At 70.1% G+C, this 14,697-nt stretch carries 13 protein-coding genes; 11 read left to right on the forward strand and 2 right to left on the reverse strand.

The annotated features are described in order from the left end of the window. Window positions 1–110: 110 nt before the first annotated feature. Entirely contained in the window at window positions 111–1,088 is a 978-nt protein-coding gene (locus NIE79_RS31275; RefSeq protein WP_238681990.1) for a helix-turn-helix transcriptional regulator, read from the reverse strand. Between the two features lie 100 nt (window positions 1,089–1,188). Between NIE79_RS31275 and NIE79_RS31280 the strand changes: the two genes are divergently transcribed. The 4 genes from NIE79_RS31280 to NIE79_RS31295 all read left to right on the forward strand — a co-directional run bounded on the left by NIE79_RS31280 (window position 1,189) and on the right by NIE79_RS31295 (window position 4,080). After that, window positions 1,189–1,587: a VOC family protein gene (locus NIE79_RS31280; protein WP_238681991.1), complete on the forward strand. Its 399-nt coding sequence runs from the start codon at window positions 1,189–1,191 to the stop codon at window positions 1,585–1,587. 179 nt (window positions 1,588–1,766) lie between these two features. Next, window positions 1,767–2,429, forward strand: a complete 663-nt coding sequence (locus NIE79_RS31285; protein ID WP_238681992.1) for a TetR/AcrR family transcriptional regulator — start codon at window positions 1,767–1,769, stop codon at window positions 2,427–2,429. Between the two features lie 138 nt (window positions 2,430–2,567). After that, window positions 2,568–3,416 (forward strand): MBL fold metallo-hydrolase, encoded by an 849-nt coding sequence (locus NIE79_RS31290; RefSeq protein WP_238681993.1) that lies wholly within the window; start codon window positions 2,568–2,570, stop codon window positions 3,414–3,416. Window positions 3,417–3,420: 4 nt separating this feature from the next. Continuing rightward, the gene (locus tag NIE79_RS31295) at window positions 3,421–4,080 is read left to right on the forward strand and encodes a CGNR zinc finger domain-containing protein (protein ID WP_238681994.1); all 660 of its coding nucleotides are present in this window, start codon (window positions 3,421–3,423) and stop codon (window positions 4,078–4,080) included. 9 nt (window positions 4,081–4,089) lie between these two features. On the opposite strand, the gene NIE79_RS31300 is transcribed toward NIE79_RS31295, so the two are convergent. Continuing rightward, window positions 4,090–4,968 carry a zf-HC2 domain-containing protein gene (locus NIE79_RS31300; protein WP_238681995.1) on the reverse strand — a complete coding sequence of 293 codons (879 nt, stop codon included), beginning with the start codon at window positions 4,966–4,968 and terminating at the stop codon, window positions 4,090–4,092. 72 nt (window positions 4,969–5,040) lie between these two features. On the opposite strand from NIE79_RS31300, the gene NIE79_RS31305 reads away from it, so the two are divergent. The 7 genes from NIE79_RS31305 to NIE79_RS31335 all read left to right on the forward strand — a co-directional run bounded on the left by NIE79_RS31305 (window position 5,041) and on the right by NIE79_RS31335 (window position 14,658). Next, a complete protein-coding gene (locus tag NIE79_RS31305; protein WP_238681996.1) occupies window positions 5,041–6,081 on the forward strand; it encodes a TRM11 family SAM-dependent methyltransferase in 1,041 nt (346 codons plus the stop codon). 435 nt (window positions 6,082–6,516) lie between these two features. Further along, the gene (gene kdpF, locus NIE79_RS31310; protein WP_036410889.1) at window positions 6,517–6,606 is read left to right on the forward strand and encodes a K(+)-transporting ATPase subunit F; all 90 of its coding nucleotides are present in this window, start codon (window positions 6,517–6,519) and stop codon (window positions 6,604–6,606) included. After that, window positions 6,606–8,261 carry a potassium-transporting ATPase subunit KdpA gene (kdpA, locus tag NIE79_RS31315; RefSeq protein ID WP_238681997.1) on the forward strand — a complete coding sequence of 552 codons (1,656 nt, stop codon included), beginning with the start codon at window positions 6,606–6,608 and terminating at the stop codon, window positions 8,259–8,261. The genes kdpF and kdpA overlap by 1 nt, the downstream gene beginning before the upstream one ends. A gap of 20 nt (window positions 8,262–8,281) precedes the next feature. Next, entirely contained in the window at window positions 8,282–10,477 is a 2,196-nt protein-coding gene (gene kdpB, locus NIE79_RS31320; protein WP_238681998.1) for a potassium-transporting ATPase subunit KdpB, read from the forward strand. Beyond that, the gene (locus NIE79_RS31325; protein ID WP_238681999.1) at window positions 10,477–11,358 is read left to right on the forward strand and encodes a potassium-transporting ATPase subunit C; all 882 of its coding nucleotides are present in this window, start codon (window positions 10,477–10,479) and stop codon (window positions 11,356–11,358) included. The genes kdpB and NIE79_RS31325 overlap by 1 nt, the downstream gene beginning before the upstream one ends. Window positions 11,359–11,431: 73 nt before the next feature. Then, complete coding sequence (locus NIE79_RS31330) at window positions 11,432–13,981, forward strand: sensor histidine kinase (RefSeq protein ID WP_238682000.1); 2,550 nt, start codon at window positions 11,432–11,434, stop codon at window positions 13,979–13,981. Beyond that, window positions 13,978–14,658: a response regulator gene (locus NIE79_RS31335; RefSeq protein ID WP_210782924.1), complete on the forward strand. Its 681-nt coding sequence runs from the start codon at window positions 13,978–13,980 to the stop codon at window positions 14,656–14,658. The genes NIE79_RS31330 and NIE79_RS31335 overlap by 4 nt, the downstream gene beginning before the upstream one ends. The last annotated feature ends 39 nt before the right edge of the window (window positions 14,659–14,697 follow it).

Here is a 14,697-nt window from a genome sequence, read left to right on the forward strand (position 1 = left end):
ATCTTGGACAGTTTCCGTTACGAGCTAACGGAAACTGTCCAAGATTGCGAGAACTGGCTCCGTCGTCAGGCGTGTGCGAGGTGAGGGACGACCGCCGGCCGGTCGGGCGACTAGCTGCGGTGCGACTCACGTCGTCCGGAGGCCGCCAACCGCTCAGCGAGTGCGACGACACGATCGCGGAGTTCGTCCGGGCGTTCGATGACGAACGGCAGGTCGAGCGCGGCGAGCACAGCGGGTAACCAGTCGAGCCTCTCTGCCCGGATCTCCACGTCCTGCCAGCCTTCGGCCGCACCCTCTCGCACCTCGGCGACGCTGGCCGGCAGCTGCCTGCGGATCTGCTCAGGTGTTCCTTGTATCCGTAGCGACACCGCATGCTGGTACGGCGCCTGTGCCATCGAGGTGAGGAGGTGCCCCGTGGGATCGTTCCTGGCGGTCGGCTCGAACGAGCCGGGCAGCGTTCTCGCGTCCGCGATGCGGTCGAGCCGAAGGGTTCGATCCTCACCGACATCCGGATCGGCCCCGATGACATACCACCGGCCCGCATGGTTGACCAGCCCGAACGGATGCAGGGCTCGGACGCTACGCCTGCCGTTGCGCGAGGTGTACTGGAGTGAAATCGGCAGGTGCTGGCGGACCGCCTCGGCGACGGTGAGTAGTACATCTGTCTGCGGCGCAGGGAAGTCGTCGGGTTCGGTGGTGAAGGCGAGGGACTGGAGTACGGCGTCCAGCCGGTCCGCGATCCGCGACGGCAGGACGCGCCGGATTTTCGCGGCGGCAGTCTCACCCGCCGTACCGGTAGCCGTCGCCAGCCCGGCACGGCGGCCGGCGACCAGGCCGAGCAGGACGGCCAAGGCTTCGTCGTCGCTGAACATCAGCGGCGGCAGACGATAGCCGGCGGCGAGCCGATACCCGCCGTAGCGACCGCGCACCGACTCCACTGGCACGTCGAGGTCGACCAGGTGACTCACGTAGCGCCGCACCGTGCGCGGTTCGACACCGAGCCGCTCGGCAAGCTCGGCCATCGTCCGAACGCCGCCGGACTGCAAGATCCCCAGCAGTGTGAGCACCTGGGCTGTCGGTCGTGCCACGGTCTGAACCTAATCCGAATACTGGACCAGATCTGTCCGGTATTCGGACTAGCGTGCTGACGGCAGACCGGGCCCGACCGTACTGAGCAGGGAGAACGCAGTGGATTTTGTCTCGATCCGCATCATCACCGACGACATCAACCGCCTGGTCGGCTTCTACGAGAAGATCACCGGCGTTCAGGCGGCCTGGGGCAACGAGGATTTCGCTGAGTTGCGCACCGCCCACGGCACGCTGGCGATTGGCAGTACCCGCACCGTCCCACTGTTCGCGCCAGGGTCGGCCCGCCCGGCCGACAACCACACCGTGATCATCGAGTTCCTCGTGGCAGACGTGGACGCGCTCTACGAGAAGCTGAAGAACGTGGTGGAGGACTTCGTGAACGAGCCCACGACCATGCCCTGGGGTAACCGAGCCCTGCTCTTCCGGGACCCCGACGGCAACCTGGTCAACTTCTTCACCCCGGTCACCCCCGACGCGATCGAGAAGTTCGGCCGCTGACCAGGTTGACGCAGCCTTGGGCTCATAAGCCCGCAGCCCCTGCTTGTCTGAAGCGAATCGGGGGCCTGGAGACAGCGCTGCGCCAGCCGGGGCCGCACCTGGTCCGGCGTCGCCGGGGCCTGTGGTGATCAAGGTGAGGAACGGCGGCCGATCGGTGGGCTGTCGATAGGGTCGGGCAGATGAGTGTCGAGACGGCTCCGCGCCGCCGCCGTTTGGAGCCGGACGCCCGGCGTGGGCAGATCCTGGCCTGCGCGGTCCGGCTGTTCGGCGACCGCCCGTACGCGGACGTGTCGACCACCGACGTCGCCCGTGAGGCGGGTGTCGCTCGTGGCCTGGTCAACCACTATTTCGGGGCGAAGAAGGACCTCTATCTGGAGGTCGTCCGGGTCATGGTGACCATTCCCGAGGTTGCCCTGGAGCGGTTGCCCAAGGGCAATCTCCGGACCCGGGTCGACGCCAGCGTCACCTGGTTCCTCGACGTGGTTTCCCGGCACAGCACCTCGTGGCTGGCTGCGGTCACCGCCCGGGGAATGGGCGGCGACGCCGACGTGGAACGGGTGCTCGCCGAGGCCGAGGAGGTCGCCGCGGACCGCATGCTGGTCGCCGTCGGCCTGGCCGGTGAGGCGGAGCACCGCGAGGAGTTGCGCGGGATGGTCCGGGCGTACGGGGGTCTGGCCACCTCGACCGCCCGCGAATGGCTCCAGCGTGGCGCGCTGACCCGCGCGCAGGTGCACCTGCTGCTCACCACGACCCTGCTGACCATCGTCGAACAGGTCATCCCGCAGGTCCTCGCCGTGGACGGTTCGACCCGGCCGGCGCAACCGGCTGAGCCTCCGGCGTAGCGGCTGAGCCTCAGTCGGTGTGCCGCAGGCCACGGGCGTGATGATCGCAGTGAAATAGGCATAGCGGTTATGGTTATTTCAGCGGTCGGCGGGCACCCACCGGCCAGATGCGGGTGAGCGCGCCACCGAGGAGGAGACATGACCACATCTGCCCTGTCCTACGAGGTCTTCGTCTCGGACGGTCCCGTGCGAGCGGGTGACCAGCGCATGCCGGACGGGTCGCGGATCCACTGGAATCCGATCTCCTCCACGTTGATCTACGGAGCCGAGGAGGCGCTCCTCGTGGATCCACCGTTCACCCACGAGCAGATCTCGAAGGTGGGCGACTGGATCGCCCAGTCGGGTAGGCGGCTGACGTACATCTACGCCACCCACGGGCATGGCGACCACTGGTTCGGCGCGGGTGAGCTGGTCAAGCGCTTCCACGGGGCGGTCACCTACGCGACGCCCGGCACCATCGAGGTCATGCACCAGCAGGCCACCGTCGGACGGAGTGAGTTGTTCGACCGGGTCTTCCCCGGCCTCATTCCGGAGTCGCCGGTCGACGCGGTGCCCGTGCCGGCCGAAGGGTTCCTGCTCGAGGGCAATCTCATCCGGCCCGTCGAGACCGGACACACCGACACCGATCAGACCACCGTCCTGCACGTTCCGTCGATCGGCCTGGTGGTCGCCGGAGACGTCGTCTACAACGGGGTTCACCAGTACATCGTGGAGACGGTCGACGGCGGTCTGCGTCAATGGCTCGACGCCCTCGACCGCGTCGAAGCGCTCGCGCCCCGCGCAGTCGTCGCCGGGCACAAGAATCGGGACCGCCCCGACGACCCGGCAAGCATCGATCTGACCCGGCAGTACCTGCTGAACGTGGAGCGGCTGCTGGCCGAGAAGTCGACCGCCCGCGAGTTCTTCGACGAGATGGTGCGGCTCTACCCAGACTGGGTGAATCCGGGACCGGCTTGGTACGGGGCGCTCGCCCTGCTCGGGAAGTGAGCTGATGACGCCCTCCATGCCCGAACGCGCGGCAGGTGCGGTGGCCGGGCCCTGGATCGCCACCGCCAGGTACGGCATCGACCACGCTCCAGGCGGCCTCGGGCTCGTCCAGGATCTGCTCAACACGATCTCGGCCGGCGCGCCGCGGCATCCGGACCTCCTGGACGATCTGGGCAGCGCTATCGAGTGGGCACGGCTGGCCGTCGGGCAGTGGTCGACGGCCACCGGGCGCCCGGCGCCCGACGTCACGCTCGACGCCGCGGGGCTCCGGGCGCTACGGATCTTTCGCGAGGAGTTGCTGGACGAGATCGATGCCAGGCTCCACGTCACGCCCGATCCCGGGCAACCCGTCGGGGCGTCGAACCGGGTTTCGACCGGATCTCGTACCAGCGGTGCCACGCTCCGTCTCGACTCAGACGGATCCGTCCACCTCGACCCGGCCGGGGTCGGCGCCGATCTGCTGGTCTCGCTCATCCTCGCCGCGCTGTTCGAGGCGCAGCTCGCCGACGTCGGGCGGCGGATCAAGACCTGCCGCAACCCCCGCTGCCGAGTGGCGTTCTACGACCGCTCACGCAACAACAGCGGAGTCTGGCACTCCGTACGCGCCTGTGGGCACCCGACCAACCTGCGCGCCCACCGCGCACGGCAGCGTCAGGTGGACTGACTCAGCCGATCAGGCGGCGCGGCGCTCGTCGGCCTCGCCGGTGCGGGTGGATCGGCCGGCATGCGCAGCCGGTGCGGCGTACCGGTCGGCCGCCTGCGCCGGATAGGACTCGGGGCCCACCACCCGCAGCGGCCGGTCCACGTCGTCGACCCCGAACCGCCAGCGCGACGGTGTCGGCTGCCGCTGTGGCGCCGGGCCACCGGGGCGCAGCCCGGGCCGGGACAGCAGCACGGTGATCAGGTAGCCGACCACCAGGAAACCGTGGCTGATCAGCCGTTCCCCGCCCACCGAACCGGTGGCCAGGTCGTTGACCGACAGCAGCAGCAACGTGCCGACGAACGCGCTGAGCATCGGCAGCAGCCCGGCGGGTGGGCTGCGGCGCAGCGCCACGAAGAGGAAGCCCGCGCCCACTGCCACGTTCCACGCTGCCGACTCGTGCCACAGGTGCTGGCCGGTGGGGTGCAGGTGGTCGGCGGTCGCGCCCCGGCCCACCTGGGCCAGGCCGAGCACCAGTTGCACCGCGCCGAGCAGCCCGAGCGCCGACCGCAGGCCGGCGACGAGCGGGCCACGTCCGAACGCCGCGCGCAGCCCGGCGGCGAGCTGGCCCCGTCCGGGCACCTTCCGCAGGCCGGCGACCAGCGGGCCACGCCGCCACCGCGACCGGCGGGCCGGGGCCGCGTTGGTGGCGGCAAGGATGGCCGCCGTCCGGTCGGGCACCTCAACCACCAGTCGGGTACGAACCCGACGGGTCACCGCTGCCGCAGCCGTGAACCAGGCCCGGCACTCGGCACACCCGTCCAGGTGCCCCTGCACCGCCGTCAGTTCGGCGGCGGTCTCCTCCCCGTCCAGCTGCGCGGACAGGACCTCCCGCCACTGCTCACACCCCATGTATCGGTAGTCGCTCCGGCAGCCGCTCCGGTTCCCGGCGACAGTGACTGGTTGTGGAATACTCGCCGGATCATGACGCGTTACGGCCTGCTGATCCTGCCCGCCACCAACCGGGTTTACGCCCGCGCCGCCGTCGACCTCACCCGAGCCGAGCTGGAGATCTTCGGCCGCTCGGCGCTGGACGGCCGGATCGGCGAGCTGGACACCGAGGTCGTCGGAGGGGCGTCCTACATCACCTTCACCGGCGACGGGCTGACCGAGCGTGACCTGGCCGTCCTGGGCAACCTCTCCGCCGGGTACGCGTTGTTCGAGATCGTCGGTGAGCTGTTGCGGCCGATCGAGTGGAGCCGTCTGGACCGCTACGACGACGATCTGCTCACCATCCAGAAGTACCCGGGCAAGACCAACGAGCAGTTCACCAAGCTGCTGCTCAACGTCACCCTGCTCGCCTCGGACTGGGCCGCCGAGATGACCAGCCGCCGGTTCCGGGTGCTCGACCCGCTCTGCGGTCGGGGCACCACCCTCAACCAGGCGCTGATGTACGGCTTCGACGCCGCCGGGATCGAGCGTGACCAGAAGGACGTCGAGGCGTACCGGGCGTTCATCACCACCTGGCTGAAGCAGAAGCGGGTGAAGCACCGGGTGCTGGAGTCGGGGCCGGTGCGGCGGGAGCGCAAGGTGGTCGGCCGACGGGTGCGGATCGAGCTGGCGCCGACCCGCGAGGAGCACAAGGCCGGCCAGACGCAGCTGCTGGACGTGGTCAACTCCGACACGGCCCGCTCGGCGGAGTTCTTCCGCCCGGAGACCGTGGACCTGGTCGTCGCCGACGCGCCGTACGGCGTGCAGCACGGCAGTCGTACCGCTGGGCAGGGGTTGACCCGCGACCCGCTGGCGTTGCTCGCGGACGCCGCGCCGGTCTGGGCCCGGTTGTTGCGCCCCGGTGGTGCGCTCGGGATCTCCTGGAACACCCACGTCGCGAGCCGGGACGACGCGGCGGCGGCGTTGGCCGACGCCGGCCTGACAGTGGTCGACTCCGAGCCCTACCGTGCGCTGCGGCACCGGGTGGACCAGTCGATCATGCGGGACGTGCTGGTGGCCCGCCGCCCGGCCTGACCGGCCTCGCTCCTGCGCTCTCGCGCGCCATGCGCCACCCATCCGGGTCGTGCACGGTCTCTCTCGTGCGTTTCCCCTTTGCTCTGCACCCGCGGAGGCACCAGCTACAGACGGTGAGTGTCGCCTCCGCGGGTGCAGAGCAAAGGGAGGGCAAATGGTCTTGGCCTCGCCGACCACCGAGGTTCTGTGCCGCATTTCACCTGTTCAGTGGGCAGGTGTGAAAACCACGTCAAGAAAAGGTTCGCGCCCGTCATGGTCGCGTTATGACCCCTGCCGTTCGGCGGGTCGTGGGGCTTTGATTGCCCGGCGCGACCGGAAGGCGGTCGCGACGAACCTTTCCGGCTGAGGAGTCAGCGTGTCTGACGTGGTGTTCGTGGTCCTGACGGTGGCGCTGTTCGCAGTGCTCGCCCTGGTGGTCCGGGCGGTGGAGAAGCTGTGAACGCTGTCAACGCCGTCGGTCTGGTGCTCGCGGTCGTTCTGGGCGCGTTCCTGGTGTTCGCCCTGCTGTTTCCGGAGCGCTTCTGATGACCATGACAACAGCGGGCGTCATCTTCGTGTTGACGCTGGTGGCGGCCCTGGTCGCCGTCTACAAGCCGTTCGGCGACTACATGTTCCGGGCGGTCTCCGGCACCAAGCAGTCGCGGGTCGAGCGGGGCATCTTCCGACTGGTCGGGGTCAACCCGGCCGCCGAGCAGACCTGGGGCGTGTACGCCCGCAGCGTGCTGGCGTTCTCCGCGGTCTCGATCCTGTTCCTGTACCTGTTCCAGCGGGTGCAGAACCACCTGTGGCTGTCGCTGGGGTTCGACCCGGTGGTGCCGCACGGCGCGTGGAACACCGCCGTGTCGTTCGTGACCAACACGAACTGGCAGTCCTACTCGGGTGAGTCGACCATGGGCCACCTGGTGCAGATGGCCGGCCTGGCCGTGCAGAACTTCGTGTCGGCGGCGGTCGGCATCGCGGTGGCTGTCGCGTTGGTACGCGGCTTCGCCCGCAGCCGCACCGGGCAGCTCGGCAACTTCTGGGTCGACCTGACCCGGATCACGCTGCGAATCCTGCTGCCGATCGCTGTGCTCGGCGCCATCGCGCTGATGATCGGCGGGGCGGTGCAGAACCTGTCCGCCGGCACCGACGTGAGCACGCTGACCGGCGGCACCCAGACCATCACCGGTGGTCCGGTCGCCAGCCAGGAAGTGATCAAGGAGCTGGGCACCAACGGTGGCGGCTTCTACAACGTCAACAGCGCGCACCCGTTCGAGAACCCCACCACCTGGACGAACTGGCTGGAGATCTTCCTGATCTTCCTGATCCCGTTCAGCTTGCCCCGGGTCTTCGGCCGGATGGTCGGGCAGAACCGGCAGGGCTACGCCATCGCCGCGGTGATGGGCATCCTCGCGTTCCTCAGCGTCGCCATCACCAACATCTTCGAGCTGGCCGGCCACGGCACTGTGCCGCAGGCGGTCGGCGCGGCGATGGAGGGCAAGGAGGTGCGGTTCGACGTGTCGAACTCGGCCACCTTCGCCGCCGCCACCACGCTCACCTCGACCGGTGCGGTGAACTCGTTCCACGACTCGTTCACCTCGCTCGGCGGCATGATGACGATGGTCAACATGATGCTCGGCGAGGTCGCGCCGGGCGGCACCGGTTCGGGGCTGTACGGCCTGCTCATCCTCGCGGTGATCACGGTCTTCGTGGCCGGGCTGATGGTGGGCCGCACTCCCGAGTACCTGGGCAAGAAGATCGGGTCGCGCGAGATCAAGTTCGCCTCGCTCTACTTCCTGATCACGCCGATCCTGGTGCTCGTCGGTACGGCGGCGGCGTTCGGCACCGGCAACAACTCCACGGCGCTCAACGTCGGCCCGCACGGCCTCTCCGAGGTGCTGTACGCGTTCACCTCGGCCAGCAACAACAACGGCTCGGCGTTCGGCGGCATCACCGTCAACACCACCTGGTGGGACACCGCGCTCGGGTTGTGCATGCTGCTGGGCCGGTTCCTGCCGCTCATCTTCGTGCTCGCGTTGGCCGGCTCGCTGGCCCGCCAGGCACCCACCCCCGCGTCCGAGGGCACCCTGCCGACCCACCGACCGCTGTTCATCGGCATGGTCGTCGGCGTCACAGTGGTCCTCGTCGCACTGACCTTCCTGCCCGCGCTCGCGCTCGGTCCGCTGGCAGAGGGGCTCTGACCATCATGAGGAACGAGGACATGTCCGTCACGTCCGCCCCAACAGAGCAACTCCCCGGCACACCCGCCACCCAGGGCAACCGGATCGGCGGGGGCCTGCTCGACCCCAAGCAGTTGATCCGGTCCCTGCCGGACGCGGTCCGCAAGCTCGACCCCCGCACGCTGTGGCGCAACCCGGTGATGCTCATCGTGGAGGTCGGCGCGGCCTTCACCACAGTCCTGGCGGTGATCGACCCGTCGGTGTTCGCCTGGGCGATCACCATCTGGCTCTGGCTGACAGTGGTCTTCGCCAACCTGGCCGAGGCGGTCGCCGAGGGTCGGGGCAAGGCCCAGGCGGCGACCCTGCGGCAGGCGAAGAAGGACACCATCGCCACCCGGCTGATCGACTGGAAGCCGGGCGCGCGGGCCAACACCTACCGCGATGAGGCGGTGCCGGCGCCGGACCTGCGTCAGGGCGACGTCGTGCTCGTCGAGGCGGGCGGCATCATCCCCGGCGACGGCGACATCGTCGAGGGCATCGCCAGCGTCGACGAGTCGGCCATCACCGGCGAGTCGGCCCCGGTCATCCGGGAGTCCGGCGGCGACCGCAGTGCGGTGACCGGCGGCACCAAGGTGCTCTCCGACCAGATCATCGTGAAGATCACCCAGAAGCCGGGGGAGAGTTTCATCGACCGGATGATCGCCCTCGTCGAGGGGGCCAACCGGCAGAAGACGCCGAACGAGATCGCGCTGAACATCCTGCTCGCCGCGCTCACCGTCATCTTCCTGCTGGCTGTTGTCACCCTCCAGCCGCTGGCCATCTTCTCCAAGGCGTACCAGGCGGCCGCTCCGAACAGCGGGGCGATCACCGACTCCGGTGTGACCGGCGTGGTGCTGATCTCGCTGCTCGTCTGCCTGATCCCCACCACCATCGGCGCGCTGCTCTCCGCCATCGGCATCGCCGGCATGGACCGGCTGGTGCAGCGCAACGTCCTGGCCATGAGCGGCCGGGCCGTCGAGGCGGCCGGCGACGTCAACACCCTGCTGCTGGACAAGACCGGCACCATCACGCTGGGCAACCGGCAGGCCGCCGAGTTCGTACCGGTCGAGGGGGTCGACCCGGCAGCGCTGGCCGACGCCGCGCAGCTGTCCAGCCTGGCCGACGAGACCCCGGAGGGGCGCTCAGTGGTCGTCCTGGCGAAGAACGAGTTCGGACTGCGCGAGCGCGAGCCCGGCGTGATGCCGCACGCCACCTTCGTACCGTTCACCGCGCAGACCCGGATGAGCGGCGTCGACCTCACACCGGACGCCAGCGTGGACGCCGGCGCGGTGGGCACGGCCCGCCGGGTCCGCAAGGGCGCCGCCGCCGCGGTGATGAAGTGGGTACGGGAGAACGGCGGCCACCCGACCGAGCAGGTCGGCGAGATCGTGGACGCCATCAGCGGCACCGGCGGCACCCCGCTGGTCGTCGCCGAACACGTCGACGGTGAGCCCGCTCGCGCGTTGGGCGTCATCCACCTCAAGGACGTGGTCAAGTCCGGCATGCGGGAGCGGTTCGACGAGATGCGCCGGATGGGCATCCGAACCGTGATGATCACCGGCGACAACCCGCGGACCGCGAAGGCGATCGCCGACGAGGCCGGGGTGGACGACTTCCTGGCCGAGGCGACGCCGGAGGACAAGCTCGCGCTGATCAAGCGGGAGCAGGAGGGTGGCCGGCTGGTCGCGATGACCGGTGACGGCACCAACGACGCGCCGGCGCTCGCGCAGGCCGACGTCGGGGTGGCCATGAACACCGGCACGTCGGCCGCCAAGGAGGCCGGCAACATGGTCGACCTCGACTCCGACCCGACCAAGCTGATCGAGATCGTGGAGATCGGCAAGCAGTTGCTGATCACCCGTGGCGCGCTGACCACCTTCAGCATCGCCAATGACATCGCGAAGTACTTCGCGATCATCCCGGCCATGTTCGCCGGCCTCTACCCGAGCCTGGACGCGCTGAACATCATGCGGCTGTCCAGCCCGGAGTCGGCGATCCTGTCCGCTGTCATCTTCAACGCCCTGGTGATCATCGCGCTGATCCCGCTCGCCCTGCGGGGCGTGCGGTACCGGCCGGCCGCCGCGTCGAAGCTGCTCAGCCGCAACCTGCTGGTCTACGGACTGGGCGGCATCATCGTGCCGTTCATCGGGATCAAGCTCATCGACCTGCTCATCCAGTTCATCCCGGGGATTTCGTGATGCGCCTACCCACCTGGATCGCCCAACACCTCGCCGCGCTGCGCGCCGTGCTCGTCTTCACGGTGCTGCTCGGCCTGGTCTACCCGCTGGCCCTGGTAGCGCTAGGTCAGCTGCCCGGCCTCAACCACAAGACCGACGGATCGCTGATCACCTCGGGCGGGACGACCGTCGGCAGCGCGCTGATCGGTCAGTCCTTCACCGACGCTGACGGCAACCCCGTCGCCCGGTACTTCCAGTCCCGCCCCTCCGCCGCCGGCGACGGCTACGACCCGACGGCCACCTCGGCCAGCAACCTGGGCCCGGAGAGCGTTGTCGACACCATCGCCACCGACCCGGAGGAATCCAGCGAGAGCCTGCTCACCCAGGTGTGCGGACGCAGCAAGTCCGTCGGCGAGCTCAACGGCGTCGACGGCCGGCGCCCGTACTGCACCGACGACGGGGTGGGCGCCGTGCTCGCGGTCTTCCGCGCCGACGGTCTGACCGGCACTGTCACCCGGGTGGTCAGCGTCAACCAGGCCGCCCCGGCCACGCCGTTCGTCTCCGAGTACCAGGGGGTGTCGGTGGAGCTGGCCCAGCCCGGCGAGGACTACGTGGCCGCCGGTGGGGTGATCACCCCGATCCGGGGCGACGCGCCCGCCGAGCCGGCAGTGCCCGCCGACGCGGTCACCGCCAGCGCCAGCGGTCTCGACCCGCAGATCAGCCCGGCGTACGCCGAGTTGCAGGTGAACCGGGTCGCGCGGGAGCGCGGCGCGGACCCGGCGGCGGTCCGCAAGCTGGTCGAGGAACACACCGGCGGGCGTGCTCTGGGCTTCATGGGTGCGCCCGGCGTCAACGTGCTGGAGCTCAACCTCGCGCTCGACAAGCAGTTCGCCGCACGCTGAGCACCATCGCGGGGCGGGGCCGTGCCGACCGGGCGCGGCCCCGCCCGCCGATCTGACCAGGGAGGATGGTCCCGTGCCACGCGGAGAACTGCGCATCTATCTGGGCGCCGCCCCCGGCGTCGGCAAGACGTACGCCATGTTGGAGGAGGCCCAGCGGCGGGCCGCGCGCGGCACCGACGTGGTGATCGGTTTCGTGGAGACCCACGGCCGTCAACACACCGCAGCGATGCTCGGCGACCTGGAGCAGGTGCCCCGCCGGAGCATGGACTACCGCGGCGCGGCGTTCACCGAGATGGACCTGGACGCGGTGCTGGCCCGCCGACCACAGATCGCTGTCGTCGACGAGCTGGCACACAGCAACGTGCCCGGTTCCCGGCACGACAAGCGGTGGCAGGACGTTCAGGAGCTGCTCGACGCGGGGATCGACGTGCTCTCCACCGTCAACGTGCAGCACCTGGAGTCGGTGAACGACGTCGTCGCGCAGATCACCGGCACCACCCAGCGGGAGACAGTGCCGGACGAGATCGTCCGCGCCGCCGAGCAGGTCGAACTGGTCGACATGACCCCGGAGGCGCTGCGCCGGCGGATGGCGCACGGCAACATCTACCGACCCGACAAGATCGACGCCGCGTTGGGCAACTACTTCCGGGTCGGCAACCTCACCGCGCTGCGCGAGTTGGCGCTGCTCTGGCTGGCCGACAAGGTCGACGAGCAGCTCGACCGCTACCGCAGTCAGCAGGGGATCGCGGCCACCTGGGAGGCCCGGGAACGGGTAGTGGTCGCGCTGACCGGTGGCCCGGAGGGCGAGACGCTGATCCGCCGCGCGGCCCGGGTTGCGGCCCGCAGCAAGGGCGCCGACCTGCTCGCCGTGCACGTGGCCCGCAGCGACGGCCTGGCTGGCGCCGACCCGGCCCAGTTGGCCCGGCAACGAGTGCTGGTGGAGAGCCTCGGCGGCACGTACCACCAGGTGCTCGGCACCGACGTGCCGGCCGCGCTGCTGGACTTCGCCCAGGGCGTGAACGCCACCCAGTTGGTACTCGGGGCCAGTCGGCGGGGTCGCCTCGCGCAGATCTTCGCCAGGGGTGTCGGGGTGACCACCACAGCGCTGTCCGGCTCGATCGACGTGCACCTGGTCACCCACAAGCAGGCCGGCAAGGGTCGCCGGGCGGCGGCAGTGCCGGCGGCGCTGTCCCGCCGCCGCCGGCTGCTCGGCTTCGGCCTGGCGGTGCTGGGCATGCCGCTGCTCACACTGCTGCTGAAGACCCTGCCCGACCTGACGCTGACAAACGACATCCTGTTGTTCCTCGCCGGGGTGGTCGGCGTCGCGCTGGTCGGCGGGGTGTGGCCGGCCCTGGTCGCCGCGCTCGGCGGCTCACTGCTGCTCAACTGGTTCTTCACCCCGCCCTTCCGCACGCTGACCATCGCCGAGGCCGACAACCTGCTCGCCCTGGCCGTCTTCGTCGGGGTGGCCCTCGCAGTGAGCTGGATCGTCGACGTGGCCGCCCGGCGTACCCGGGAGGCCGCCCGGGCCGCCGCCGACGCGCAGACCCTCGCCGCCGTGGCCGGTGGTGTGCTGCGCGGCGAACGTCCGCTGCCCGCCCTGCTGGATCAGCTCCGGGAGACCTTCGGGCTGCGCGCGGTGAGCGTGCTGGAGTTGGCCGAGGAGGCCAGCGGGCGACCGGAGCGGGCCCGCGAGGAGCACGCCTGGTCTGTGGTGGCCAGCGTCGGCGATCAGCCGCCCTGCACACCCGAAAGCGGTGAGACAGCGGTGCCTGTCGACGACCGGATCACCGTCGTCCTCTGCGGCCGGCGGCTGGAGGCCGCCGACCGGCGGATCGTCGAGGCGTTCGCCGCCCAGGCCGCCGTCGCGCTGCGCCAGGAACGGCTCGCCGAGGAGGCCGCCACCGCCCGGCCCCTCGCCGCCGCCGACCGGATGCGCACCGCGCTGCTCGCCGCGGTCAGCCACGACCTGCGTACCCCGCTGGCGTCCGCGAAGGCGGCCGTGACCAGCCTGCGCAGCCAAGACATCGAGTTCGACGAGTCCGACCGCGAGGAGTTGCTGGAGACCGCCGAGGAGTCGTTGGACCGCCTCGCCCGGCTGGTCGGCAACCTGCTGGACATGAGTCGGCTCCAGGCGGGTGTGCTGGGCATCTCGGCGACCGCGATCGGCCTGGAGGACGCCGTACCCCTGGCGTTGGACGAACTTGGCCCGGCGGCCGCGACTGTCGGCACCGACATCCCGGCCGACCTGCCGGCCGCCACCGCCGACCCGGGCCTGCTGGAACGGGTGCTGGTCAACATCATCGCCAACGCGCTGCGGTACAGCCCGCCCGGTCAGCCGCCCACGATCACCGCCAGCGCCCACGCCGGCCAGGTCGAGCTGCGGGTGATCGACCGGGGGCCGGGCATCCCGGAGGACCAGTGGGAGCACGTCTTCCTGCCGTTCCAACGCCTCGGCGACCGGGACAACCAGACCGGCGTCGGTCTCGGTCTTGCCCTGTCCCGGGGGTTGGCCGAGGCGATGGGTGGCAGCATCACCCCGGAGACCACCCCCGGCGGTGGTCTCACCATGGTGCTGCGGATGCCCGCCGCGCAGACCACCTCGGAGGGGCCGCAGGAATGACGCGCATCCTGGTCGTCGACGACGAACCGCAGATCCTGCGTGCCCTGCGCATCAACCTGCGTGCCCGTCGGTACGACGTGGACGTCGCCGGCACCGGCGCCGCCGCGTTGAAGGCCGCCGCCAGCCACCCGCCCGACCTGGTGGTGCTGGACCTCGGTCTGCCCGACATCGACGGCGTGGAGGTGATCCGGGGCCTGCGCGGATGGACCACAGTGCCTATCATCGTGCTCTCCGGTCGGGCCGGCAGCGAGGACAAGGTCGCGGCCCTGGACGCGGGCGCTGACGACTACGTCACCAAGCCGTTCGGGGTGGAGGAGTTGCTGGCCCGCATCCGCGCGGTGACCCGCCGCCTCGGCGCGCCCAGCGAAGCGGTGCCGGCCCTGCGCATCGGCCAGCACACCGTCGACCTGGCCGACCACAGCGTGCTGCGGGACGACGGCACCGAGGTCAAGCTGACCCCCACCCAGTGGAGCGTGCTGGAGAAGCTGCTGCGTCACCCCGGCAAGCTGGTCAGCCAACGTCAGCTCCTCCAGGACGTGTGGGGGCCGGAATACCAGAACGAGACCAACTACCTGCGGCAGTACCTGGCCCAGCTGCGGCGCAAGCTGGAGGACGACCCGGCTCGCCCCCGCCACCTCATCACCGAACCGGGAATGGGTTACCGCTACCGGCCGTGAACCGTTGACACCCGCCGGCAGAGATTGAAGAATTTCTTT

The sequence above is a fragment of the Micromonospora trifolii genome, from assembly GCF_022229005.1.
GTDB classification, from domain to species: domain Bacteria; phylum Actinomycetota; class Actinomycetes; order Mycobacteriales; family Micromonosporaceae; genus Micromonospora; species Micromonospora trifolii.